Source organism: Allobosea sp. GW823-FHT02B03 (genome assembly GCF_058797755.1).
In genome coordinates this window covers 448975-470938 of sequence record NZ_JBXAJY010000004.1, presented here as the reverse complement: position 1 = coordinate 470938, position 21964 = coordinate 448975, and the positions used below count along the sequence as shown (strand labels likewise).

26 protein-coding genes and 1 tRNA gene are annotated in these 21964 nt (G+C 65.0%); 15 read left to right on the top strand and 12 right to left on the bottom strand.

Annotated elements, in window-relative coordinates:
• Window positions 1-90: 90 nt before the first annotated feature.
• Window positions 91-447 carry a P27 family phage terminase small subunit gene (locus AC1REK_RS15850; RefSeq protein WP_492269306.1) on the top strand — a complete coding sequence of 119 codons (357 nt, stop codon included), beginning with the start codon at window positions 91-93 and terminating at the stop codon, window positions 445-447.
• Window positions 448-1021: 574 nt separating this feature from the next.
• On the opposite strand, the gene AC1REK_RS15845 is transcribed toward AC1REK_RS15850, so the two are convergent.
• Window positions 1022-1480, bottom strand: a complete 459-nt coding sequence (locus AC1REK_RS15845) for a Ros/MucR family transcriptional regulator (protein ID WP_492269307.1) — start codon at window positions 1478-1480, stop codon at window positions 1022-1024.
• A gap of 74 nt (window positions 1481-1554) precedes the next feature.
• Between AC1REK_RS15845 and AC1REK_RS15840 the strand changes: the two genes are divergently transcribed.
• Window positions 1555-3273 (top strand): tape measure protein, encoded by a 1719-nt coding sequence (locus tag AC1REK_RS15840; RefSeq protein ID WP_492269308.1) that lies wholly within the window; start codon window positions 1555-1557, stop codon window positions 3271-3273.
• The gene (locus tag AC1REK_RS15835; protein ID WP_492269309.1) at window positions 3270-3932 is read left to right on the top strand and encodes a hypothetical protein; all 663 of its coding nucleotides are present in this window, start codon (window positions 3270-3272) and stop codon (window positions 3930-3932) included. Before AC1REK_RS15840 ends, AC1REK_RS15835 begins: the two co-directional genes overlap by 4 nt.
• A gap of 49 nt (window positions 3933-3981) precedes the next feature.
• On the opposite strand, the gene AC1REK_RS15830 is transcribed toward AC1REK_RS15835, so the two are convergent.
• Window positions 3982-4176 (bottom strand): hypothetical protein, encoded by a 195-nt coding sequence (locus AC1REK_RS15830; protein ID WP_492269310.1) that lies wholly within the window; start codon window positions 4174-4176, stop codon window positions 3982-3984.
• Window positions 4177-4303: 127 nt separating this feature from the next.
• Window positions 4304-5011, bottom strand: a complete 708-nt coding sequence (locus tag AC1REK_RS15825) for a hypothetical protein (protein WP_492269311.1) — start codon at window positions 5009-5011, stop codon at window positions 4304-4306.
• Window positions 5012-5166: 155 nt separating this feature from the next.
• Here AC1REK_RS15825 and AC1REK_RS15820 point away from each other — a divergent pair, with 155 nt between their 5' ends.
• Window positions 5167-5502 (top strand): Nif11-like leader peptide family RiPP precursor, encoded by a 336-nt coding sequence (locus AC1REK_RS15820; RefSeq protein ID WP_492269312.1) that lies wholly within the window; start codon window positions 5167-5169, stop codon window positions 5500-5502.
• Between the two features lie 51 nt (window positions 5503-5553).
• Here the strand turns inward: AC1REK_RS15820 and AC1REK_RS15815 are convergent, their stop codons facing one another.
• From AC1REK_RS15815 to AC1REK_RS15800, 4 genes are all read right to left on the bottom strand, one after another.
• The gene (locus AC1REK_RS15815; RefSeq protein WP_327521569.1) at window positions 5554-5805 is read right to left on the bottom strand and encodes a hypothetical protein; all 252 of its coding nucleotides are present in this window, start codon (window positions 5803-5805) and stop codon (window positions 5554-5556) included.
• A 376-nt stretch (window positions 5806-6181) separates the two neighbouring features.
• Window positions 6182-6622, bottom strand: a complete 441-nt coding sequence (locus AC1REK_RS15810) for a helix-turn-helix transcriptional regulator (protein WP_492273805.1) — start codon at window positions 6620-6622, stop codon at window positions 6182-6184.
• 450 nt (window positions 6623-7072) lie between these two features.
• A complete protein-coding gene (locus tag AC1REK_RS15805) occupies window positions 7073-7489 on the bottom strand; it encodes a hypothetical protein (RefSeq protein ID WP_492269314.1) in 417 nt (138 codons plus the stop codon).
• On the bottom strand, window positions 7486-7647 hold the full coding sequence (locus AC1REK_RS15800; protein ID WP_492269315.1) for a transcriptional regulator: 162 nt from the start codon (window positions 7645-7647) through the stop codon (window positions 7486-7488). The genes AC1REK_RS15805 and AC1REK_RS15800 overlap by 4 nt, the downstream gene beginning before the upstream one ends.
• Window positions 7648-7819: 172 nt before the next feature.
• Between AC1REK_RS15800 and AC1REK_RS15795 the strand changes: the two genes are divergently transcribed.
• Window positions 7820-8242: a hypothetical protein gene (locus AC1REK_RS15795; RefSeq protein ID WP_492269316.1), complete on the top strand. Its 423-nt coding sequence runs from the start codon at window positions 7820-7822 to the stop codon at window positions 8240-8242.
• A 668-nt stretch (window positions 8243-8910) separates the two neighbouring features.
• Here AC1REK_RS15795 and AC1REK_RS15790 read toward each other — a convergent pair.
• Window positions 8911-9306 (bottom strand): DUF1236 domain-containing protein, encoded by a 396-nt coding sequence (locus tag AC1REK_RS15790; protein ID WP_327521665.1) that lies wholly within the window; start codon window positions 9304-9306, stop codon window positions 8911-8913.
• A 214-nt stretch (window positions 9307-9520) separates the two neighbouring features.
• Between AC1REK_RS15790 and AC1REK_RS15785 the strand changes: the two genes are divergently transcribed.
• The gene (locus AC1REK_RS15785; protein WP_291649146.1) at window positions 9521-9772 is read left to right on the top strand and encodes an XRE family transcriptional regulator; all 252 of its coding nucleotides are present in this window, start codon (window positions 9521-9523) and stop codon (window positions 9770-9772) included.
• Between the two features lie 251 nt (window positions 9773-10023).
• On the opposite strand, the gene AC1REK_RS15780 is transcribed toward AC1REK_RS15785, so the two are convergent.
• Window positions 10024-10272: a hypothetical protein gene (locus tag AC1REK_RS15780; protein ID WP_492273804.1), complete on the bottom strand. Its 249-nt coding sequence runs from the start codon at window positions 10270-10272 to the stop codon at window positions 10024-10026.
• A 72-nt stretch (window positions 10273-10344) separates the two neighbouring features.
• On the opposite strand from AC1REK_RS15780, the gene AC1REK_RS15775 reads away from it, so the two are divergent.
• Window positions 10345-10917 carry a tyrosine-type recombinase/integrase gene (locus AC1REK_RS15775; protein WP_492273809.1) on the top strand — a complete coding sequence of 191 codons (573 nt, stop codon included), beginning with the start codon at window positions 10345-10347 and terminating at the stop codon, window positions 10915-10917.
• Here AC1REK_RS15775 and AC1REK_RS15770 read toward each other — a convergent pair.
• Both AC1REK_RS15770 and AC1REK_RS15765 read right to left on the bottom strand, forming a co-directional pair.
• A tRNA-Glu gene (locus AC1REK_RS15770) sits at window positions 10877-10952 on the bottom strand. The genes AC1REK_RS15775 and AC1REK_RS15770 overlap by 41 nt on opposite strands.
• A 445-nt stretch (window positions 10953-11397) precedes the next feature.
• Window positions 11398-12531: an alkene reductase gene (locus tag AC1REK_RS15765; RefSeq protein WP_492269317.1), complete on the bottom strand. Its 1134-nt coding sequence runs from the start codon at window positions 12529-12531 to the stop codon at window positions 11398-11400.
• A gap of 206 nt (window positions 12532-12737) precedes the next feature.
• On the opposite strand from AC1REK_RS15765, the gene AC1REK_RS15760 reads away from it, so the two are divergent.
• From AC1REK_RS15760 to AC1REK_RS15735, 6 genes are all read left to right on the top strand, one after another.
• Window positions 12738-13508 carry a ComF family protein gene (locus AC1REK_RS15760; protein ID WP_492269536.1) on the top strand — a complete coding sequence of 257 codons (771 nt, stop codon included), beginning with the start codon at window positions 12738-12740 and terminating at the stop codon, window positions 13506-13508.
• Between the two features lie 46 nt (window positions 13509-13554).
• A complete protein-coding gene (gene grxC / locus AC1REK_RS15755; protein ID WP_492269318.1) occupies window positions 13555-13812 on the top strand; it encodes a glutaredoxin 3 in 258 nt (85 codons plus the stop codon).
• A gap of 12 nt (window positions 13813-13824) precedes the next feature.
• Window positions 13825-14688 carry a carbon-nitrogen hydrolase family protein gene (locus AC1REK_RS15750; protein WP_492269319.1) on the top strand — a complete coding sequence of 288 codons (864 nt, stop codon included), beginning with the start codon at window positions 13825-13827 and terminating at the stop codon, window positions 14686-14688.
• 103 nt (window positions 14689-14791) lie between these two features.
• Entirely contained in the window at window positions 14792-15277 is a 486-nt protein-coding gene (locus AC1REK_RS15745) for a DUF1178 family protein (RefSeq protein WP_492269320.1), read from the top strand.
• Between the two features lie 182 nt (window positions 15278-15459).
• Window positions 15460-15858, top strand: coding sequence for a MarR family winged helix-turn-helix transcriptional regulator (locus tag AC1REK_RS15740; protein WP_492269321.1), 399 nt, complete (start codon window positions 15460-15462; stop codon window positions 15856-15858).
• A gap of 45 nt (window positions 15859-15903) precedes the next feature.
• The gene (locus AC1REK_RS15735; RefSeq protein WP_492269322.1) at window positions 15904-17220 is read left to right on the top strand and encodes an MFS transporter; all 1317 of its coding nucleotides are present in this window, start codon (window positions 15904-15906) and stop codon (window positions 17218-17220) included.
• A 16-nt stretch (window positions 17221-17236) separates the two neighbouring features.
• Here the strand turns inward: AC1REK_RS15735 and AC1REK_RS15730 are convergent, their stop codons facing one another.
• A complete protein-coding gene (locus AC1REK_RS15730) occupies window positions 17237-18475 on the bottom strand; it encodes an aminotransferase-like domain-containing protein (RefSeq protein WP_492269323.1) in 1239 nt (412 codons plus the stop codon).
• A 164-nt stretch (window positions 18476-18639) separates the two neighbouring features.
• Here AC1REK_RS15730 and AC1REK_RS15725 point away from each other — a divergent pair, with 164 nt between their 5' ends.
• Window positions 18640-19803 (top strand): mandelate racemase/muconate lactonizing enzyme family protein, encoded by a 1164-nt coding sequence (locus AC1REK_RS15725; RefSeq protein WP_492269324.1) that lies wholly within the window; start codon window positions 18640-18642, stop codon window positions 19801-19803.
• A gap of 158 nt (window positions 19804-19961) precedes the next feature.
• Complete coding sequence (locus tag AC1REK_RS15720; protein WP_492269325.1) at window positions 19962-21947, top strand: methylmalonyl-CoA mutase family protein; 1986 nt, start codon at window positions 19962-19964, stop codon at window positions 21945-21947.
• The last annotated feature ends 17 nt before the right edge of the window (window positions 21948-21964 follow it).

The window sequence follows — 21964 nt, the reverse complement described above, 5'->3', positions numbered from 1 at the left end:
CGCGATTTGACCCGCGCCAACGCCGGACCGGTGTGTGCCCTCCGTACGCATGCGCCTTGCCCCCGTTCATTCGAAATTTTGGAGGCAGCAATGCCAAGCAACTCGGCCTCGGCATCTCCGAAGCCGCCCTCACATCTGCGCAAACCGACCGCAGCTTGGTTTCGATCGGTGGTCGACGAGTACGACTTGGACCCGCATCATGTGCGGCTTCTCACGCTCGCGGCAGAAGCCTGGGACCGCGGCCAGCAGGCCCGCGAGATTATCGACGCCGAAGGCCTCACGTTCAAAGATCGCTTCGACTCGCCCAAACCCCGGCCGGAGGTTGCCATTGAGCGCGACAGCCGAATCGGCTTCGCCCGGCTCATCCGCGAACTCGCACTCGATGGCGTTGACGCGCCGGAGGCGCCTCGCTCGCCGCGCACTGCCGACTACGGAACACGTCGCTGATGCCAGTCCGACGCAAGAAGTCCAAAGCCCGCGCCAGCGATGTTGCGGCCTGGGCTATGTACCTGCAATGCGGGCGAGATTACTTCGACGAGCTTGAAGCTGTCGGGCTAACCGAGGCCAACGCCGCGCCACTAGCCGCGGGCGTCTGGCGTGAGATAGGCGAGGCTGTGCTTGCCTATCTCGACGACTTCCATCGTGGCTTCACACCGCCAGAACGGCCCATCTGGGCAGAACGCAAGTTTGGGCCGCCTGGCGGCAGGCGGCGGCGCTCCAGACATTGAGATGGAGCGCCTGCCATCGGCTGGTTAGAGCACCTTCACCACCCCGCGCCCGCGAACCTCTTCGTCGCCAAGAAATGCTTCCTCACATGACCAAGCATGATCGCGCCCGCAATCCGGGCATGTCAGTACTCGCCGAATGGTGAGAGCGTCGAAGCTGGCTCTTGTGGTGCGGAGGCCGGTCTCGACTGCACGTCCAGTCTGAGGACATTTTACGAGAATTGGATGCATCGGGCTCTCCTGTACTAAACGCTCGAGCCCTTATGCTATCGATAAACTCATTCGTTAACAACCGTTTATTGGTTGCGAGGCTTCCGGCCACGCTTTGCGGCAACGGGCTCGGTCGCCGGCGGCGTCGCTGCCTTACGGCCAAGGCCAATCGATTTCGCGAGCTGCGAACGCGCCTCCGCATAGGCAGGAGCGACCATGGGATAGTCGTTAGGCAGGCTCCACTTCGCCCGGTATTCCTCCGGCGACAGGTCGTATTTCGTACGCAGATGCCGCTTTAGCGATTTGAACTTCAGGCCGTCCTCCAGGCAGATCAAAAAGTCAGGCGTGATCGACTTCCGGATCGGAACGGCAGGATCAGGCCTTTCTTCTGGAACGGGTGCTGGCGGCTGACCAATCCCCGCCAGTGCCGAATGGGTGCTCGCAATCAAAGCCGGCAAGTCGGAAGTCGGGACGCTGTTATGCGAAACGAAGGCTGACACGATGTTGGCCACCAGCCCGGCCAGATCTTCTTTATTTTCGATCATTTCTATTCTCGCTTTGGCGGAGTGATTGCCCCCGCAAATCGCGACGATTCTTTTCCACGACACAAGGTTTTTTTATGGCCGTAGACGCCGAAAAACTATCACTGATCTTAGACGTTCAAGCCACTCGCTTCGAGAACGCGCTAAAGCGTTCTAACGCTCAAGCTTACAGGCTATTTAAGCAGCTCGAGGCGCGCGCCGAGGCCATGGAGAAGTCCGTGGGCGGCTCGCTAAGCGCTCTTGGGAAGCGTGTAGCGGGCGTGTTCGCCGGTGTAGCTGTAGGCTCCGCGCTCAACGACATCCGCAAGTTTGCGGACAGCTACACCACCATCATCAATCAATTGAAGGTTGCCGGGGTCAAGGACAGCGACCTGGGCGGCACGTTCGACAAGCTATACGCCAGCGCGCAGCGAAATGCCGTCCCGCTCCAAAGCCTGGCCGAACTCTACGGCCGCGTCAGCCAAGCACAGACGACACTGAAGGTGTCCTCTGACGAGATCATGCAGGTAACGGACGTGGTAGCGCAATCGCTCCGTGTGTCCGGAAAAGGTGCGTCCGAAGCGTCTGGCGCTCTCCTGCAGCTCTCGCAAGCCTTCGCAGGCGGCAAAGTGCAGGCCGAGGAGTGGGGAAGCCTTCTAGACGGCGCATATCCGCTGCTGCAGGCCGCTGCCGCCGGCATGAAGGAAGCGGGCGGCGACGTCGCCAAACTGACCCAGATGGTCAAGGCCGGCGAGGTCAGCAGTCAGGCGCTATTTCGAGCCATCCAGGCCGGCGCTCCGCTGCTGGAGGATAAGCTGGCCGGCGCAACGCTCACGTCGGCTCAGGCGATGGAAAAGCTCAAGAACGAGCTGACCAAGGCCGCGGGCGAGTTTGATGCTGCAACTGGGCTTTCAAAGGGCCTGGCTGTCGCGATCGATGGCCTGGCCGGATCCGTGGGTGGCGTCGGTAGCGTCGCCGCGGGGGCCGTCAACGGCGTGCAGGCGCTGATCGAGAAAGTTGGTGAGCTTGCCCGAGCCAATGCTGGCGCTCAGCGGGCTCAGGCCCTGACCTACCAAGAGGAGCTTGGACGTCGGAAGGATGCCGCCCGCGAGATGGGCACAGCGAATTCCGGCGGCAGGGCCACTGTCGCCGCAGAAGAGGCGCAGGCCAACGCTCGCGCTGCGGAGGAAAACCGTAAGGCCTTAGCGTCCTTCAGGCAGTCCGAAGTGGACTTCGCGAACCGGCTGCAGACGACGACACTCCCTCCAACTCGCCCCGGCGGGGCAGGCCGAGTGATCAATCCGATTTCGGCTGCAGACTACAAGGTGCCTGGCGAGAAGGACGGTAAGGGTGGCGGCGGCTCTAGCAAAGAGACGTTGGACTCTTACGAAAAGGCGCTCGTCGCCAGTGAGAAGCGCACGAAGGCACTGCAGCTTGAAGCCCAGATGGAGGGCAAGGGCACCTTCGCGAAGGCCAAGGCCCGCGAAGCATTGGAGCTTGAGACGGCTGCGAAGCGGGCCGGCATTCCCGTCACAGAGGAAATGCGAGCTGCAATCGACCGAGCCGCGACGGGATACGCCAACGCGAAGGTGAAAGTCGAAGACGTTCGCAAGGCCCTCGAGGATGCGCAGGAAGCCCAGAAGTTTTTTGGCGACGCCATGACGGACTCGCTCGGCGACCTGATTGTCGACGGCGAGAAGGCCGAGGACGTCATGCGCAACTTGGTCAAGCAGCTCGCGCGCGCAGCGCAGCAGGCGGCGCTGATCGGCGGCGGGCCGGTTGGATCAATCTATGGAAACGAAAGGAACGCCGCGTGAGCGCGTGCAACATCATCAAGACTGACGAAGCAATCTACATGTTCACCGACGGCGCGTCCTACTATGGGGATGGCACACTCGGCGCGATCGGGCAGAAAGTGTCTGTCCTCGCCCATCTGAACTGCGCCCTTTCGTGCCGCGGGCCGTTTGGTTTTGCCGAGGAATTGGCGCAGGCGATCAATACCACCTACGGATCGTTTGACGAGTTGGTCGACAGCTTCGCCCTCGCGGTCTCGAACTTTTACGCCATCGGTCGCGAACACTACGCGCTTTGCCAGACAGGTCCGGAGGTCGAGGTTTTCCTGGCTGGCTTCAGCGAGAGCCGAAATCAGCCCGAATCCTACGTCGTCACGTCGCATTCCCAGATCGGCCCGGCCTGGGAGTTGCAGCCGCTGGGACCACTGGCTGTCGCGCCGTACGACGCCGACCTCGAGGCGCGGTGCGCGGGGCTTGAGCCGGGCGAGGACGTCATCAGCGCCGGCGTCGCCCTGATGGAAGAGCAACGCAAGGTCCGCGGTCCCCATGCGGGCGTAGGCGCTCCTGTGGCCGGTGTAGGCGGGTTCTGCCAGGTGACGATCATCAGGCCGCAGTCGATTCAAACGGCGGTCGTTCGAAGGTGGGACGACCAGATAGGCGAGCCGTTGGGGCTGGCTGCGTAACCAACCGCGCCCCGCGACCGTCGTGTATCGGCGCGGGGCGGCTGTTGCTTCAGCGCAGCAGCGACTGCGCATCCTCTAGCGTGACGTCGTATTCATGCCGGCCGCAGCCGAGCACGACAACGTTGCGATCATCCACGACCTGATAGCCGGCACCGTATTCGGCACGGGTCCAGTGGCGAGCGGGCGTCTTTTTAAGGCGGAAGCCGTTAGCAGCAAGGGCGCGGCGGATGTTGGATTCAGTCATGACAACGGTTCCTCTGTGAGGGTTGAGACCGTTGCGTTGCGTTGACCTCGGCCGGGTGTCAGTGCCGGGGCAGGCGCATCCGCTAGGGATGCAGCATTAGATAAATAGGATCGAACGCCGGCTGCAGTCAAGAGCGCAGCCGCTGCACCTCTTGATCTATGACCCGCACACCGACAGCAAATGCACCCCAATACGTTTCCGCCTGCTGTCGATATACTCGCGCATTGAGGGGGAAATCAGTTTCATCGCCGGATGTCGCGATTTCGGCCCGGTGCGCTAACCCTGCGGCCATACTGCAGAGACGAAATAGATCAACATACTTCGGATATTTGGGCTGTTGGTCGAATATTGAATGCGCGATTTCGTAATCACGAAACGATCGAAGCTTCAGGATTGCGGACCCTTCATTTTCTTCCGCCGCACTTTCTTCCGTCGCTCGTCGCCACCTCTTCAAAAAGGAATCTAGGCTCGCAATGATGAGAGCCTTGCGCTCTTGGTGGCCCGTGCGGCCGACGAGTTCATTTCGAACGTCGGCTCGGTCAAAATAGTGAGCGAGCACCGGCAGCGACGCCTTGTCCTGCTTCTCGATGGGGCGGTTCCCGACATCGAGAACACGGGCCAACTCGATAGCGAGCATAATCCTGTGCGCGTTTTGGGTTTGAGCGTGACCATCGGCCGCTTGCGTTTCCACACCAGCCAAATCGGTACGCACCTGCCCGTTGCTTGCCTGGAGGTAGGCGCGGCTAACGAGCGCTCGGCGGATATCAAGTCCTAGCATCGGCACGATGCGATCAACGCGCCTGACTGCCTCTTCTGTTGAAACCTGCCCGTTCATGCCGCAGCGTCATACGCCGGGAGCGCCACGGTCAAGGGGCGAGAGACGCCGGGGCGTTGTAAGTTTCGTGTAAGCTCGCTCGACTAGATTAACCTTAGGGAACCGCGGTAGCACCAGCGCATCGCGTCGAATCTCGACAGGAGAGGACACATCCAATGAGCACAGCCGAAATCCATCGCTTTAGCGCCGACTTGAAGGCCGACGCCGGCTTGCGCGCCGAGGCCGAGACCTATGGGACGTCGGGCATCAACTCGCCTGATGACATCGTCGCCTTTGCCGCAGCCAACGGCTATGACTTCAACGCAACGGAGTTGGTCGAGGTATCTGCCGAGGCTAGCGGGAAGGAAATCTCCGACGCCGAACTCGAGGGCGTCTCGGGCGGAGGCGACTCCGGTCAGACCGGGTCTCAATCCATGGTCTTGCACTTCGCAATGGGCTTTTTCGCGTGGGCTTTCACGCCCAGGGAGGATCCTTCCCGCCCTCGATCATAGTCGTCGGGTCCGGCGCGGCGCTGCATGTAGCTGGCGCCGCGGTCCACGGGCTCACTGAACCCCGTAGATCTTGGCTTGCGCCATTCGCGCCCCTTCGAGCAGCACCTCGATGCTAGCCAGCGCCTCAGCAGTCAAGTGGAGTTCGATCAAAGCACCTCCGAGCCCCGTCAGTGTGACGACGGCACCGCACTCCGGTCCGCCTGTGAGCGCGATATTCGTCGCGTCGGTAATAGCGAGGCGATGGCTCCGAAGGTTTTTCATAGGGCAGGATAGCACGGTGCGCGGCACCGCGGCGCGCTTCATCTGCCCGCCCGCAGGAAATCGCCCTCCACAGCTCTCCAGCGTGCTAGTGTGCATCTCAGCTCTGAATGCTGACAGCACAAAGGAGCGACTATGGACCACCATTTCAAGGTCGGAGACCAGGTCCGACTGACTTTCGGGTTCCACGACCAAGACGCCGTAGGAACCTATGCCGTCACCCGCCTATTGCCGACCAGCGACGACGGCGATCCGCAATACCGAGTTAGAGGCATGGACGATCGGGAACGGGTTATAGGGGAGGCGCAGATCAATTGGCCCGGCAGGCCGAACTCTCCCGCCCGTCCCCGAAGCCCTCACAACCCGATTACCGAGATGTTCAACCGCCTGCTAAAGCCGAAGTAGCTTCCATCAATCCTCGCTATTTGTCAGGGCTGGGCTTGCCGCGGCCCTTGCCGCGAGCCTGCCCGATCATCTCGGACTCGTCCGTAAGCGCTCCACGGCGCTCCGCTTTCTGCTCCGCGGTCGCGTCCGAGCCGATTAGAGCTTCGTCTACGGCCTCCGCAGCCTGAAATCGGGCATCGTCCGCGCTGGCCTGCATTTCGCCTTGGGTGGCCACGTGTCGTGGGGATGTGCGCAGAGCGACTCCGTTGCCCACCGGGTTTATCCCGGGCTCAACGAACTGGACCCCGGCCGATTCTAGAGTGCGCTTGAGCGTCGTCGCAGTTGTCAGACGTGGGTCGGTTACGCCGCGTTCGATGTTCTTAATCGACTGCGCCGCCACGCCACTATGATCTGCAAGCTCCGCCTGGGACCAGTTGAGAAGGGCGCGAGCCGCCCTGATTTGTTCGGGTGTCAGCATGCGCAAACAGTGCAGCATAATAGCTAATGCGTCAATCTATATGTACCGTTAGATTATATATCGGATAGGCGACTTGGTTTGACCGGCGCGCAGCATGCTCGCCAGATCATATTGAGAAGCCAAGCGGAACGACGCGGTAGGAAGCTACCGACACCACTTCGCATCTCGCCGGTTCTCATCGACGCGCGTCGCGATTGCGATTTCCTCGGACAGCCGGCGCGCGATCCATTTGGCAAGAGCCTCAGCGTCCTCCGGGCTCCAGACGCGGGAGGCGGTTCGGCGGAATTCGCTCGGGTCGCAATGCAAGCTGATCGACCGCCCTGCCGCGTCACGAATGATGACGCAGACCACCTCACCCTGGTCGTTTCGGAACCGACTTATGGTCAATGGCGGGACAATCGGGTATGCGAACAAAATGAGAACATGCCAGTCGGAGAGTCAAGGCTTGGACTAGTCGTTTCGATCCGGATCGGGATCCCTGAGCTTCGGCTTGAAGCGCGGGCCTTGGGGCTTATCCCCGATGAGTTGTCGTACTCGCTCGACCCACTCCTCGCTCGACGCTCCACGTTTTGCGGCCTCAAGGAGATCGGTAAGCAGGAGAGAGTGGAGCATTGTCGGAACGGCTTCGCGTTCGACATCGTCGTCACGGGTTTCAAGAACCCAGTACGACGGCTCAAACACTTCAGTTACAAAATATCGACAGGTAACGACCGCATGCTCAATATCGTCGTCGTTCGTTAACTCCGCAATTCGATCGCCTACGCTCGGTAAAACTCCAAAGTCGCTTATCTTTCTAATATCGTACCCGATCGCTTTATTGTATATCGTCCGGTGTATTATTCTGACGGGCAAGTCGTTGTCGCTCATTCCTTCGACCTCAACGCTACACCCGGCCCTGTGGCTACCTCGCCGCTGTCGAGGAACTGGACGCCTGCCTGCTCAAAGGCGGCTCGGATAGCCAAGACCGTGCGCTCTTTGAGATCGTCGCCTTTCTCAAAGCGCGTGATCGTGTTGGTAGACACCATGGCGGCCTCCGCCAGTTCGCGCACGCCAAGCTGAAGTGCGGCTCGCGCCATCCTACATTGAGCAGGCAACAATTTCGCTACTCCGTGGCGATTTCGCCTTGACGCGGCGATTAAGGATCGTATTGTGCACACAGTAGCGATTTCGCCGCTGAGACGCAACACGGAGCCAGCCATGAGAGCCCACACGGTTAACAGCCTTCTACCGGCAGACGAGTTCACCCTCGAGATCACCGAGACCGACTATCAGCCGAATGCGACGGGTACGGGAATGGCGCTCGACTGCCTCGCCCAGGTCGTTGGAGGGCAGCACGAAGGCGCTTTGGTTGGGCTTTCGTACACCCTCGAGCACCGGAATCCGCAGGCCGTGGAAATTGGCCAGCGCGATTTTGCCGGCCTGCGCCGTGCGACGGGTGTGCTGGCGCCTGACGACTCCGAAGAGCTGCATTTCAAGCCGTTCCGCGTGAAGATCGGCGTCAAGGCGCGCAAAGACACAGGCGACCTTGAGAACGTCATCAAGCAGTACCTGCTCGGCGATGGCCCTGAGATCGAGCCCCGACAGGACGTCGGAACCACAGACTGGTCGAGGGCTGCCTGATGGCCGGCGCCGCCGCTTGACACGTCGCGATGCTCCCCCACATATAGGCCCGCTCCTCGGAGCACTCGCAGCCTTCGGGCTAGCGCAGCCCTTCAGTGGGCCTTTTCAACGCAACGATGACGCCCCTCCTTGGGGCGAACGGTAAGCTGTTGCCAGCAACATGGTGTTGCGGGAGCAGTCGCTCTTGAAAAGGTGCAGAATGTCTGTTGTTGAACTGAAGAGCACTGACCACGAAGCTATCTTCCGATTTTTGCTGGGCTGCGCTCGAAACGGTAACGCCCCCGGCTTTTCTCTTGACGGAAAGCCCGAGCGCGATCTCCTCAAGGTCGCCCTCACGTTGCCTGCGGATAAGGATATCCCGGCCAGTCTTCAGGCGGCGGTCGATAAGATTTTCGCAAAGCGGCAGAGCGGGTATCGACGTACTGGCGTGAACCTAGCCCATAGAACAAACCAGATGGCTTCTGCCGCGCGACGCCGCGCACCTCTTTTGTCAGGTCTCCCCACTCCGAGCACGGAATAAAAAGAGCAGTCGGCCGCTCGACATCGCCGCCAAGCCCGTCACCGCAAGGTGACGGGTTAGCCATCGCGCCAGCACAGCGTGGACGGAACGAACAAAGCGAGGATTGTGCTAGGCCGCCCCGTCCGCCCCCTGTAACCCCGAAGCGAGATCAGTTGATGATTTGAACGATGCGCCGGGTGCCGGGCTCCACCAGAACGGTGCGACCGTTGACGACCGTATAGGTGTAGCCCTGCGGGCCGAACTCGGCAGGTAGGTCGCGATAGACTACGCCCTGCTGCGGCAGCACGGCACCGACTGCCATCGGCTCAGCATAGGTGTAGGACGGGACGCGCTGCTCGACCACATAGGCCCGGAATCGCGGCGAGTCATCGATCATCACACCACCGGCAGGATCCCGCTTCAGGGGTGTCTCCACGGTGCCAGCGCCGAGCGCGGGATCGCGAGTTGCGCCACCGGCGGGGTCACGGACGACGACGCCGGAAGTCTGAGCGAATGCCGTCGCGGGCAATAGGGCGAGTGCAAACGCGAAAGCGAGTTTCTTCATGGCCTATCTCCTAAGTTGCGTGCTTGATGCAGCAACCCAGTTACGGCGCCGAGGTTCCGGCGAGACAGGGATAGGCGACGCACGAAATCCGAGCGGCAGATACTGCGGCTGCTTGACAATCAATTGTGTGAATCGGGTCATAGGCAGCCAGCGCTTGACTTCGCCATGTAACCACTCGGCTAATAGAGGGCGTTCGCCCGCCGCGGAGCTACGAATGCAGCCAGCCAATGACAATCGACGCAGTCACGGCTTCATGCCGCGGGGGCTCTCGCGCGTGGAAGCGGCGTTCTACTTCGGCATCTCAGCGTCCCTCTTCGACGAACTTGTGCGCGATGGCCGCGCGCCCTCTCCTCGCGTGATCAACAAGCGCACGATTTGGGACGCGCGCGACTTGGACGCCGCGTTTGAATGCCTGCCCTACCGGAGCGCTCCGCCTGACACTAACCCATGGGATGATGTCGCCTAATGCCCCGCCCAAACCCTCCTCGGCTCAGCAAGGATGTGGACCGGCACGGCAATGTGCGGTGGTATGTCCGCGTGCCTGGGAAACCGAAGGTTCGGTTGGCACATGATTACGGCTCCGACGCGTTCTGGGAAGCGTACCGCGACACCCTCGCCGGCAAGTCGCCAAGCAGCGCTTCCGCGACTGAAAAGGCCGTGAAGGGCAGCTTTCGCGAGCTTTGCGGGAAGTACTACGCCAGCCCGGAATTCAAGGTCTTAGATGCCAGTACCCGGGCTTGGCGCAAGCGTGCGCTGGATCTCGTCTGCGAGACTAAGGGCAGCCTCCCCGTCGATCGCATGGAATCCAAGCACGTCAGGCGTCTGCGCGACGAACTCGAGAAGGGGGCGGCCAATCAGCGCCTGAAAGCACTCAAGGCACTTTTCAGCTGGGCCGTCGAAGCTGAGGAGGCCGCCGCCAATCCGGCCCGCGACGTAAAGCTTGTGAAGTACAAGACGAATGGCCATCACTCGTGGACGGTGGAGGAGGTGAGACGCTTTGAGAAGCGGTGGCCACTAGGCACAAAGCCGCGACTCGCAATGATGTTGATCTACTTCTCTGCAGGCCGCCGAGAGGACGCCGTACGGCTCGGACCTTCGCACATTCAGAACTGCCGGCTTCGCTTCACACAGGCGAAGAACGAGCACCGCTCGCCGGTAGATATCGATATCCCAGTAGATCCTCACTTGCTCGAGGCTATCGCCGCCGGCCCGTGCGGTGAGGAAACGTTCCTAGAGACGCAGTATGGCGAGCCGTTCACACCGAATGGCTTCGGCAATTGGTTCCGCGAGCGATGCAAGGATGCCGGCGTTCCTGGCCGCGCCCACGGCCTGCGCAAGGCAATCGCGGCAAGGCTGGCAGAGAGCCAGGCGACCGCCCACGAGCTGATGTCCGTTACCGGCCACAGGACCCTTGAGGAGGTGGAACGCTACACCCGAGCAGCACGCAAACCGCAGATGGCGGATTCAGCGATGATGAAGCTTCAGGCTGGATCGATCATTGTCCCACCGGATTCCGAGGTGGGACAAGCGGAAGAAAAAAGCCTTACAAAACAGGCTCATTTGGCCGCAATGGCGCTCCCTAGGGGACTCGAACCCCTGTTTTCGCCGTGAGAGGGCGACGTCCTAGACCGCTAGACGAAGGGAGCAGCGCGGCAGGCCGTCCGTATAGTCGGGCCTTGCCCGCTCTGCAAGCCTTTCCTGCACCGCGATGACAAAAGCTTCACATAGGCCCGAGCGACGGCTCCGGCCCCGTCGCGCCCGCCCTTGCGCAGGCCGGCCCACCCGCGAGTGCGATGTGGTCAAAAAGGCCCGCTTCGCCAGTGTTCCTGGGCCGTTTTCCTCCAATAGGGCCGTCCTTGCACGGGCCGGGGCGCCCGGCATTTCCCGAGCGGCCCCGGCAGCGTCCCGAGCTCGTGCTGGGATCGCTGCCCTAGGGCACCAGACCCCGGTGGCAGCCGCAGAACGCCGCCGCCGCTTCTGCCCTGGGTCGGCCGGCAGCGGTCCCCAGGGCGATTCGCCCGGAGCCACAAGGCTTTTCGCGAGAGGCCGGGAAGCTCGGCCTCCACGCGCAACGTGGCAGCGACGCCGCCCTCAGGCGGCCGGCGCACCCGCCGGGCCAGCGAGCGCCGGATAGTCGGTATAGCCCCTGGCGTCGCCGCCATAGAAGGTCGCAGTATCCGGCGTGTTCAGCGGCGCGTCACGGCGCAGACGCTCCGGCAGGTCGGGATTGGCGATGAAGAGCCGGCCGAAGGCGACGAGATCGGCCTCGCCCTTCTCGACCGCTTCGATGGCGAGCGCGCGGGTGAAGCCGTTATTGGCGATATAGGCGCCGCGGAAAGCCTTGCGCAGCGCCTGATAGTCGAAGGGCAGATAGTCGCGCGCCTCGCGCGTCGCCCCCTCGACGACATGGATGAAGCCGATGCCGCGCTTGTCGAGCTCGCCGACGAGATAGTCGAACAGCTCCTGCGGATGCTTGTCGCGGGCATCGTTCGCCGGGCTGACCGGCGAGATCCTGATGCCGACGCGCTCCTTCGGGAAGACCCGGGCAACGGCATCGACCACCTCCAGCGTCAGCCGGGCGCGATTTTCGATCGAGCCGCCATAGGCGTCGTCGCGCTTGTTGGAGCCGTCGCGCAGGAACTGGTCGAGCAGATAGCCATGGGCGCCGTGCAGCTCGATGCCGTCGAAGCCGGCCGCCTTGGCGTTCTCGGCCGCCCTGACGAAATCGGCGACGATGCCGGGAATCTCGTCGAGCCGCAGCGCCCGCGGCTCGGAAACCTCGGTGAAGCCGCTCTCGATATAGGTCTTGGTGTTGGCCCGCAGGGCCGAGGGCGCGACCGGCGCCTGGTTGCCGGGCTGCAGCACGCTGTGGCTGACGCGGCCGACATGCCAGAGCTGGGCGAAGATCACGCCGCCCTGCGCATGGACGGCGTCGGTCACCGCCTTCCAGCCGGCGACATGCGCATCGCGATAGATGCCGGGCGTCCAGATATAGCCCTGGCCCTGCTGCGAGATCTGCGTCGCCTCGGTGATGATCAGCCCGGCCCCGGCGCGCTGGCGGTAATACTCGACATTCAGCGCATTCGGCGCATCATCGTGCTTATTGGCGCGGTTGCGCGTCAGCGGCGCCATCACGACGCGGTTCTTCAGCGTGAGATCGCCGAGCTGGAAGGGCGTGAACAGCTTCGCGACGGAAGCGCTGGCGGAAGCACCGGAATGGCTCATCTTGACGGTCCTTGGGAGGCGGCCGGTCGGCCGGAGAGAGCGGAGACGGCGCGCCGGCCTTGCGATCCGGGCCGCGCCTTCGGTTCTGAGATAGGGTCCGCCCGGCGAATTGACATGCCCGGGGAGGCTCGCACGGCAAAAAGCCAAAATCCATTCGCCGCGGAGGCATCGCGGGGATGAGCCTTCCGCAGACGCCGCTGAAGACGATGGCGATCGCCTCCGGCCAGGCGCTGCGCGGCAGCCGTCGCTGGCTCGGCGCCGGGCTGAAAGGGCTGGTCGAGCTCGTCTATCCGCCGTCCTGCATCGCCTGCCGGGCTGCAACGAGCGAGGCGCAAGGGCTCTGCGCCGGCTGCTGGGCCGGGATCGGCTTCATCGAGCGGCCGTTTTGCGAGCGCCTCGGCACGCCTTTCGAGGTCGATCTCGGCGCCGGGCTGGTTTCGCCCGCCGCGATCGCCGATCCGCCGGTTTTCGCCCGGGCCCGCGCCGCCTGCCGCTTCGACGGCACGGCCCGCGAATTGGTGCATCGGCTGAAATATGGCGACCGGCTCGAGCTCGCCTTGATGCTCGGCCGGATGATGACGCAGGCCGGCCATGAGCTGACTGCAGAATGCGACCTCGTCGTGCCGGTGCCGCTGCATCGCTTCCGCCTCTGGACGCGCCGCTTCAACCAGGCTTCCGCGTTGGCGCAGGTGGTGGCGCGGCAGTCCGGCCTGCCCTGCGAGCACCGGGCACTGGCCCGCGTCAAACGGACGAAGCAGCAGGTCGGGCTGACGCGGGCGCAGCGCGGCGAGAACCTGCAGGGCGCTTTCAAGGTGCCGCCAGCGATGCGGCCGCGGTTCGAGGGCCGGCGCATCCTGCTCGTCGACGACGTGCTGACCACCGGCGCGACCGCCAATGCCGCCGCCCGCGCCCTGCTGCGCGGCGGGGCGGCTGCCGTCGACGTGCTGACCTTCGCCCGGGTCGTGACGGAAAGCTGAGCCGGCCCTATATACGAAAGCCAGAGACAGCGACCGGACCCGAGCGATGCCGCAAGTCACGATCTACACCACGAGCTGGTGCCCCTATTGCCACGCCGCCAAGGCGCTGCTGACCAAGAAGGGCGTCGCCTTCGAGGAGATCGGCGTCGACGGCAAGCCTGAGCTGCGCCAGGCGTTGACCGCGAAGGCCGGCGGACGTACCTCGGTGCCGCAGATATTCATCGGCGACAGCCATGTCGGCGGTTCCGACGATCTTCACGCCCTCGATGCACAGGGCAAGCTCGACACTTTGCTGGCTGCCTGAACGGAGAGAGCCATGACCGGCACGCGCTTCATCGCCGCCTGTGTCCAGATGCGTTCGAGCCGCGATCCGCTGCGCAACCGCGACGATGCGGTGCGGATGATCGGCGAGGCCGTCGCCCAGGGCGCGCAATTCGTCCAGACGCCCGAGGTCACCAATCTCTGCGAGCGCGACACCAAGCGCCTGCGCGAGACCTGCCAGACCGAGGCGGAGCATGAGGTGCTCGCCGGACTGCGCGAGACCGCGCGCGACCGGAAGATCTGGCTGCAGATCGGCTCGGTCTCGGTCAAGGCTGGCGAGAAGATCGCCAACCGCGCCTATATGATCGACCCCGAGGGCAACATCGCCGCCCGCTACGACAAGATCCATCTCTTCGACGTCGATCTGCCCAATGGCGAGACCTGGCGCGAGTCGAACACCTTCAGCGGCGGCGCCGAGGCGGCCCTGGTCGAGACGCCCTGGGGGCTGGTCGGCATGTCGATCTGCTACGATGTCCGCTTCCCCTATCTCTACCGGGCGGAAGCGGAAGCCGGCGCCTTCATGCTGACCGCGCCGGCCTGCTTCACCCGCCAGACCGGCGAGGCGCATTGGCAGGTGCTGCAGCGCGCGCGGGCGATCGAGAACGGCGCCTTCATGGTCTCGGCCGCGCAGGGCGGCGTGCATGAAGATGGCCGCGAGAGCTATGGCCACTCGATCATCGTCGATCCCTGGGGCCGCGTCCTCGCCGAGGCCGGCAACGAGCCGGGCGTGATCCTCGCCGAGATCGACCTTGCCGAGGTCGCCAATGCGCGCGCTCGCATCCCCAGCCTGCGGCACACGCGCTCCTTCGCCGTCGAGACCTGGCAGGCCGAGCGCCCGCAGCGCGACGCGGCCGAATGACCCGGCGGGCTTGGCGCCTGAGGCGCAAAGCCCCATTTCAAGTGATCGAACTCCCAAAACGTTTCGGCACGCCGCGCAGTGCGGCGCCCGAACCAGAGAAGACATGATCCGCTACGCCCTCATCTGCGACAATGGCCACGGCTTCGAGAGCTGGTTCGCCAGCTCCTCCGGTTTCGACGAGCAGGCCAGACGCGGCCTCGTCGCCTGCCCGTTCTGCGACAGCATCAAGATCGAGCGCGGGGTCATGGCCCCTGCGGTCGCGCGCACGGATCGCGGCCCGCGCCCCGCCGAGCAGGCTGAACCGGCTGAGGCGCCTGTCGCCGCTGCCCCGGCGGCGCCGGCACCCGTCGCGCTGATGGGAGAGAAGGAAGTCGCCTTCCGCGCCATGCTGACCGCCCTGCACGAGCATGTCGCCAAGAATGCCGAGCATGTCGGGCCGCGCTTCGCCGAGGAGGCGCTGAAGATCCATCACGGCGAGAGCGAGGGCCGCGCCATCTATGGCGAGGCGACGGCCGAGGATGCGAAGATGCTGAACGACGAAGGGGTCGACTTCCTGCCGCTGCCCAAGCTGCCGGGCGCAAGGAACTAGAGACAGCCCTCCCCGCGTCATGGTCGGGCTTGTCCCGACCATCCACGTCTTCCGCTGGGAATGGGGCGTTCAAGACGTGGATGCCCGCCACAAGGGCGAGCATGACGGACCTCGCCAACTAGGATCAGCCCGGCACGCATTATGACTTGCATCTAAGCCATCGCGGGCATATACCCGCACTCATGTCCTCGCCCTGCATCTGCACGACCTTGCGCTCGGCCTCGCGGCGGATGATCGCCTTCTATGACGAGGCGATCGCGCCGGTCGGGGTCAACATCGCGCAGTTCAGCCTGATGCGGTCGATCGCTCGTATCGAGCCGGCGACGCTGACCGAGCTGGGGCACCGCGTCGACCTCGACCGTTCGACCGTCGGCCGCAATGTCCGCGTGCTCGAGAAGCTGGGCCTGGTCGCGCTCGGGCGCGGCGAGGACCAGCGCGAGGCGACGGTTCAGCTCTCCGATGCCGGGCGCCAGGTTCTGGCCGATGGCGCCCCGCTCTGGGATGGCGCCCAGAAGGCGCTCGACGATCGACTGGGGGCCGATTTCATGAAGCAGCTGCGCTCCGCCCTCGATTCACTCTGATTTTCTCAAGTCAATGCGGGTATCTACCCGCTAAAGGAAGCCCCCATGCAACCGGACCTCGCCGCCCCGCCCGCTCCCCCAGGCCTCGCCGGCGCCCTCGCCCGCCGCGGCGTGCATTATGGCTGGGTCGTTGCCGCCGTGACCTTCCTGACCATGCTGGTGACTGCGGGCGCGGTCGGCGCGCCCGGCGTGCTGATCGGGCCGCTGCAGAAGGAGTTCGGCTGGGCGACCTCCGAAATCTCCTCGGCACTGGCGGTCCGGCTCGCGCTGTTCGGCCTGATGGGCCCGTTCGCCGCCGCCTTCATGAACCGCTTCGGCCTTCGCCCGGTCGTCGCCGTCGCGCTCACCTTGATCGCCGCGAGCATCCTTGGCTCCTTCGCCATGACCAAGCTCTGGCAGCTGATGCTGCTCTGGGGCGTCGTGCTCGGCTTCGGCACCGGCATGACCGCCATGGTGCTTGGCGCGACCGTCGCGACGCGCTGGTTCTCGCATCGGCGCGGCCTCGTCGTCGGCCTGCTGACGGCGAGCACCGCGACCGGCCAGCTCGTCTTCCTGCCTCTGCTCGCCTGGCTGACTGAGCAGGTCGGCTGGCGCTCGGCCATGCTGCTGGTGCTCGGGCTGATCGTCGTCGCGGCGCTCGCCGTGCTCGCCCTGATGCGCGACCGGCCCGTCGATGTCGGGCTCGCTCCCTATGGCGAGACGGCGCTGGTGCCCGCGCCGGCCACGCCGACAAGCCTTGCAGCGATGCTCGTCTCGCCGCTCGTCGCGCTGCGCGAGGCTGCACGGACGCGCACCTTCTGGGTGCTGTTCGGCACCTTCTTCGTCTGCGGCGCCAGCACCAACGGGCTGGTGCAGACGCATTTCATCGCGCTCTGCGGCGATTACGGCATGGCCGCGGTGACGGCGGCGGGCGTGCTCGCCGTGATCGGCATCTTCGATTTCCTCGGCACGGTCGGCTCGGGCTGGCTTTCGGACCGGTATGACAGCCGCTGGCTGCTGTTCTGGTATTACGGGCTGCGCGGGCTCTCGCTGCTCTATCTGCCCTTCACCGGCTTCTCGTTCTACGGCCTCGCCCTGTTCGCGGTCTTCTATGGGCTCGACTGGGTCGCGACCGTGCCGCCGACTGTGAAGCTCGCGGCCGACCGCTTCGGCGAGAAGGCGAACCTTGTCTTCGGCTGGATCTTCGCCGGCCACCAGCTCGGCGCCGCCTTCGCCGCCTATGGCGCCGGCTTCAGCCGCACCGTCTATGACAGCTACCTGCCGGCCTTCTTCATCGCCGGCGCGCTCTGCCTCTTCGCCGCCGCCTTCTGCATCACCATGCGCGGCGGCAAGGCCGGCGCGCTGGTGGCGAAGCCGGCCTGAGCCAGGGCGAGGCCGATCAGGCCGCCCGGCCCGGCCTCGCTTCGAGCTGGCGCCGGGTCGCTCGCGCCAGCCGGCGCACGCCCTCGGTCAGCACCTCCGGCGCAGAGCGGGTGAAATTCACTCGCATCGCGCTCTTCAGGGCGCCGTCGGGATCGAAGACGCTCGACGGCACGAAGGCGACCTTTTCCTGGAGGGCATGGGCGTAGAGCGCGTCGGTGTCGATCTCGGGCGTCTTCGCCCGCATCCAGACAAACATGCCCCCGGGCGGCACGTCCCATTCGAACCAGTCGGAGAGATGCTCGCTGGCGGCGGCGCAGAGCGCGTCGCGCCGCTCGCGATAGGTCGCGACGATCTTCGGCACGTGCTGCGCCTCGAAATCGCTCTCGATCATCTCCAGCGCCAGCGCCTGCGTCAGCAGGCTGGAGGCGATGTCGGTCGACTGCTTGACCAGCGCGAGCGCCGCGATCAGCGACGCCTCGGCGACGATCCAGCCGACGCGCAGGCCCGGCGCCAGGCTCTTCGACAGCGTGCCGAGATAGATCACCGGCCCATCATAGGCGCCGCTCGGCTGGCGCTGCGCATGATGGGCGAGGATGCCGGGGCCGGCCGGCCCGTCGAACTGCAGCGGCAGATAGGGATCGTCCTCGAGCAGCCAGGTCCCGGCGGCCAGCACCTTGTCGAGCAGCCCGGCCCGCTCCTCCTGCGAGACGAGCACGCCGGTCGGGTTGGAATAGTTCGGCACGGCATAGACGAACTTGGCCTGCCGCAGCGCCGCGTCCTGGCCGGGCGCCTGCAGGCTCCAGTCGAGCTTCTCATAGCGCGGCGCGCGTGGCCGCCAGGCGTCGAGCGCGCCGAGATAGGTCGGGAACTGCGAGACGATCAGCTCGCCGGGATCGACCAGGAGCTTGCCGACGAGATCGAGCCCCTGCATGGCGCCGGTGGTGAGCAGCACGTTTTCGGGGCCGAAGCGGCGCCCGCTCGCCGCCGAGACGCGCTCCGCCACGGCCGCGCGCAGCGCCGGCAAGCCCTCGATCGGCCCGTATTCGAGGATCGCCGAACCCCAGCGCGTCAGGGCCCGCTCCTGCGCGGCCGCCATCGCCTCGACCGGGTAGAGCTCGGCCGCCGGCAGCCCGCCGGCGAGGCTGACGAAATCGGCCTGGCCGCCGATCGCCATGAACTGCTGGGTGATGCTGTTGCCGGTCGAAAGCCAGCTGGCGAGCGCCGGACGGCCGACGCGCGGTTGGGATTGGGACATGCTTCTCACTGCGACTGCGGATAGCGGGCTGCGGATGATCGAGGCGACCCTACAGAGCCGCCCGCTCCCGGGAAACCACCCCGCGCGCATGGCGCCGCCCCGGCCCGGCAGTGGCCAGCGGCGGCCGGCCGGGGCATAAGCGCGGAAAAGGGGAGCAGAAGACCATGCGCATCGTCGACGTCCGCGAGATCACGCAACCGATCGCCTCGCCGATCCGCAATGCCTATATCGACTTCTCGAAGATGACGACGAGCCTCGTCGCCATCGTCACCGACGTCGTCCGCGACGGAAGCCGCGTCGTCGGCTACGGCTTCAACTCGAACGGCCGCTACGGCCAGGGCGGGCTTATCCGCGAGCGCTTCGCGCCGCGCCTGCTGGAAGCCGAGGCGACGAGCCTCATCAATGACGCCGGCGACAATCTCGATCCCGATCGTTGCTGGGCGGCGATGATGAAGAACGAGAAGCCGGGCGGGCATGGCGAGCGCTCGGTCGCCGTCGGCACGCTCGACATGGCGATCTGGGACGCCACCGCCAAGATCGCCGGCAAGCCGCTGTTCCGCCTGCTCGCCGAGCGCCATGGCCGGCAGGCCGACCCGAAGGTCTTCGTCTACGCCGCCGGCGGCTATTACTACCCCGGCAAGGACGACGCCCAGCTGCGCGCCGAGATGCGCTCCTATCTCGACCGCGGCTATCGCGTCGTGAAGATGAAGATCGGCGGCGCCTCGCTCGCCGAGGATCGGCGGCGCATCGACGCGGTGCTGGCCGAGATCGGCAAGGATGCTCAGCTCGCCGTCGACGCCAATGGCCGCTTCGATCTGGAAACCGCCGTCGCCTATGCCAAGGCGATGCGCGACTATCCGCTGTTCTGGTACGAGGAGGCGGGCGACCCGCTCGACTACGCCCTCCAGGCTGCCCTCGCCGAGTTCTATCCCGGCCCGATGGCGACGGGCGAGAACCTCTTCAGCCATCAGGACGCCCGCAACCTCCTGCGCTATGGCGGCATGCGGCCGGATCGCGACTGGCTGCAATTCGACTGCGCCCTCTCCTACGGGCTCTGCGAATACCAGCGCACGCTCGCCGCGCTGAAGGTCGCCGGCTGGGGTTGGGACCGCTGCATCCCGCATGGCGGCCATCAGATGTCGCTCAACATCGCCGCCGGCCTCGGCCTCGGCGGCAATGAGAGCTATCCCGACCTCTTCCAGCCCTATGGCGGCTTCCCTGACACGGTTCGGGTCGAAAACAGCTTCATCACCATGCCGGACCTGCCGGGCATCGGCTTCGAGGGCAAATCCGACCTGATCAAGGTGATGCGCGAACTGGCGGAGTAGTCTCTGCACGCCAACGACAAAGGCCATTCGACCCGCGCTTCCCGATTGGACCCTCATCCCAAGGTCTGAGGCGACCTTTCGCTCCCACTGGCGTTATCTTCGCTGCAGTGCAACAATCAGTTTGCACGAGCTCAAAGACGGCACGGCAGGGAGCGACCATGAACGCGATCGATCCGCTTCGGAACCAGACCCAGCGCGACAAGCCCTGGATCTTCCGGACCTATGCCGGCCACTCCGACGCCGCCGAATCCAACAAGCTCTACCGGACCAATCTCGCCAAGGGCCAGACCGGGCTTTCCGTCGCCTTCGACCTGCCGACCCAGACCGGCTACGACCCCGACCATGTCCTCTCGCGCGGCGAGGTCGGCAAGGTCGGCGTGCCCGTGACGCATCTCGGCGACATGCGGACCCTGTTCGCTGAGATCCCGCTGGCGCAGATGAACACCTCGATGACGATCAATGCGACGGCGGCCTGGCTGCTCTCGCTCTATATCGCCGTCGCCGACGAGCAGGGCGCCCCGCGCGCGGCTTTGCAGGGCACGACCCAGAACGACCTTGTCAAGGAATACCTCTCCCGCGGGACCTATGTCTTCCCGCCGCGCCCCTCCATGGCGCTGACCACCGACATCGTCGTGTTCACGGCCCGCGAGCTGCCGAAATGGAACCCGACCAATGTCTGCTCTTACCATCTGCAGGAGGCCGGCGCCTCGCCGGTGCAGGAGCTCTCCTTCGCGCTTGCGACCGCGATCGCCCTGCTCGACTCGATCAAGGCCCGGCCGGAGGTCTCGGCAGAGGAGTTCGGCAGCGTCGTCGGGCGCATCTCGTTCTTCGTCAATGCCGGCATGCGCTTCGTCACCGAGCTCTGCAAGATGCGCAGCTTCGTCGAGCTCTGGGACGAGATCACGCTCGGCCGCTATGGCGTCACCGAGGAGCAGCATCGCCGCTTCCGCTATGGCGTGCAGGTCAATTCGCTCGGGCTGACCGAGCCGCAGGCCGAGAACAATGTCTACCGCATCCTGATCGAGATGCTGGCGGTGACGCTCTCGAAGAAGGCCCGCGCCCGCGCCGTCCAGCTGCCGGCCTGGAACGAGGCGCTCGGCCTGCCCCGCCCCTTCGACCAGCAATGGTCGCTGCGCATGCAGCAGGTCCTGGCCTACGAGACCGACCTGCTCGAATTCGGCGATATCTTCGACGGCTCGACCGTGATCGACAGCAAGGTCGCCGAGCTCAAGGCCGCTGCGCTCGAGGAACTCGCCAAGATCGACGCCATGGGCGGGGCGCTGGCTGCGATCGAGACCGGCTACATGAAGCAGGCGCTGGTCGAGAACGGCGCGCGCCGGATCGAGGCGATCGAGCGTGGCGAGCAGATCGTCGTCGGCGTTAACAAGTTCACCACCAGCGAGCCCTCGCCGCTCTCGGCCGGCGAGGGCAATGTCGTCACCGTGCCGGATTCGGTCGAGATCGAGGCCGTCGGCCGGCTGAAGGCCTGGCGCTCGGCCCGCGACGCCAGGGCAGCGGAGGCCGCGCTCTCCGAACTGGCGAGCGCCGCCAAGGAAGCCCGCAACGTCATGCCGGCCTCGATCGCCTGCGCCAAGGCCGGCGTCACCACAGGCGAATGGGCCCAGACCCTGCGCGAGATCTTCGGTGAGTACCGCGCCCCGACCGGCGTCGACACCACCAAGCTCGGCGACGATGCCGGCCTCGCCACCGTCAAGGCCGCCGTCGCCCGCGCCACCGAGAAGCTCGGCCGCACGCCGCGCTTCCTGGTCGGCAAGCCCGGGCTCGACGGCCATTCGAACGGCGCCGAGCAGATCGCGGTGCGCGCCCGCGATGCCGGCATGCAGGTCTCCTATGGCGGCATCCGCCAGACGCCCGAGGAAATCGTGACGCAGGCCAGGGAGACCAAGGCCGATATCATCGGGCTCTCGATCCTCTCCGGCTCGCATCTGCCGCTGGTGCGCGACGTCACCGCCCGCCTGCGTGTCGCCGGCATGGACGTGCCCGTCGTGGTCGGCGGCATCATCCCGCCCGACGACGAGAACGCTCTGCGCAATATGGGCGTCGCCCGGGTCTATACGCCGAAGGATTTCGCTCTCGACGGCATCATCGCCGACGTCGCGGGGCTGGCGGCGAAGAAGGGCTGAGGCCCGCCGCGTCCCCC

Bases quoted from the DNA above. Each gene is read 5' to 3' on its own strand.
- AC1REK_RS15850 (WP_492269306.1), top strand. From the start codon at position 91: ATGCCAAGCAACTCGGCCTCGGCATCTCCGAAGCCGCCCTCACATCTG.
- AC1REK_RS15845 (WP_492269307.1), bottom strand. From the start codon at position 1,480: ATGATCGAAAATAAAGAAGATCTGGCCGGGCTGGTGGCCAACATCGTG.
- AC1REK_RS15840 (WP_492269308.1), top strand. From the start codon at position 1,555: ATGGCCGTAGACGCCGAAAAACTATCACTGATCTTAGACGTTCAAGCC.
- AC1REK_RS15830 (WP_492269310.1), bottom strand. From the start codon at position 4,176: ATGACTGAATCCAACATCCGCCGCGCCCTTGCTGCTAACGGCTTCCGC.
- AC1REK_RS15825 (WP_492269311.1), bottom strand. From the start codon at position 5,011: ATGAACGGGCAGGTTTCAACAGAAGAGGCAGTCAGGCGCGTTGATCGC.
- AC1REK_RS15820 (WP_492269312.1), top strand. From the start codon at position 5,167: ATGAGCACAGCCGAAATCCATCGCTTTAGCGCCGACTTGAAGGCCGAC.
- AC1REK_RS15815 (WP_327521569.1), bottom strand. From the start codon at position 5,805: ATGAAGCGCGCCGCGGTGCCGCGCACCGTGCTATCCTGCCCTATGAAA.
- AC1REK_RS15810 (WP_492273805.1), bottom strand. From the start codon at position 6,622: ATGCTGACACCCGAACAAATCAGGGCGGCTCGCGCCCTTCTCAACTGG.
- AC1REK_RS15805 (WP_492269314.1), bottom strand. From the start codon at position 7,489: ATGAGCGACAACGACTTGCCCGTCAGAATAATACACCGGACGATATAC.
- AC1REK_RS15800 (WP_492269315.1), bottom strand. From the start codon at position 7,647: ATGGTGTCTACCAACACGATCACGCGCTTTGAGAAAGGCGACGATCTC.
- AC1REK_RS15795 (WP_492269316.1), top strand. From the start codon at position 7,820: ATGAGAGCCCACACGGTTAACAGCCTTCTACCGGCAGACGAGTTCACC.
- AC1REK_RS15790 (WP_327521665.1), bottom strand. From the start codon at position 9,306: ATGAAGAAACTCGCTTTCGCGTTTGCACTCGCCCTATTGCCCGCGACG.
- AC1REK_RS15785 (WP_291649146.1), top strand. From the start codon at position 9,521: ATGCAGCCAGCCAATGACAATCGACGCAGTCACGGCTTCATGCCGCGG.
- AC1REK_RS15780 (WP_492273804.1), bottom strand. From the start codon at position 10,272: ATGGCCATTCGTCTTGTACTTCACAAGCTTTACGTCGCGGGCCGGATT.
- AC1REK_RS15775 (WP_492273809.1), top strand. From the start codon at position 10,345: ATGATGTTGATCTACTTCTCTGCAGGCCGCCGAGAGGACGCCGTACGG.
- AC1REK_RS15765 (WP_492269317.1), bottom strand. From the start codon at position 12,531: ATGAGCCATTCCGGTGCTTCCGCCAGCGCTTCCGTCGCGAAGCTGTTC.
- AC1REK_RS15760 (WP_492269536.1), top strand. From the start codon at position 12,738: ATGGCGATCGCCTCCGGCCAGGCGCTGCGCGGCAGCCGTCGCTGGCTC.
- grxC (WP_492269318.1), top strand. From the start codon at position 13,555: ATGCCGCAAGTCACGATCTACACCACGAGCTGGTGCCCCTATTGCCAC.
- AC1REK_RS15750 (WP_492269319.1), top strand. From the start codon at position 13,825: ATGACCGGCACGCGCTTCATCGCCGCCTGTGTCCAGATGCGTTCGAGC.
- AC1REK_RS15745 (WP_492269320.1), top strand. From the start codon at position 14,792: ATGATCCGCTACGCCCTCATCTGCGACAATGGCCACGGCTTCGAGAGC.
- AC1REK_RS15740 (WP_492269321.1), top strand. From the start codon at position 15,460: ATGTCCTCGCCCTGCATCTGCACGACCTTGCGCTCGGCCTCGCGGCGG.
- AC1REK_RS15735 (WP_492269322.1), top strand. From the start codon at position 15,904: ATGCAACCGGACCTCGCCGCCCCGCCCGCTCCCCCAGGCCTCGCCGGC.
- AC1REK_RS15730 (WP_492269323.1), bottom strand. From the start codon at position 18,475: ATGTCCCAATCCCAACCGCGCGTCGGCCGTCCGGCGCTCGCCAGCTGG.
- AC1REK_RS15725 (WP_492269324.1), top strand. From the start codon at position 18,640: ATGCGCATCGTCGACGTCCGCGAGATCACGCAACCGATCGCCTCGCCG.
- AC1REK_RS15720 (WP_492269325.1), top strand. From the start codon at position 19,962: ATGAACGCGATCGATCCGCTTCGGAACCAGACCCAGCGCGACAAGCCC.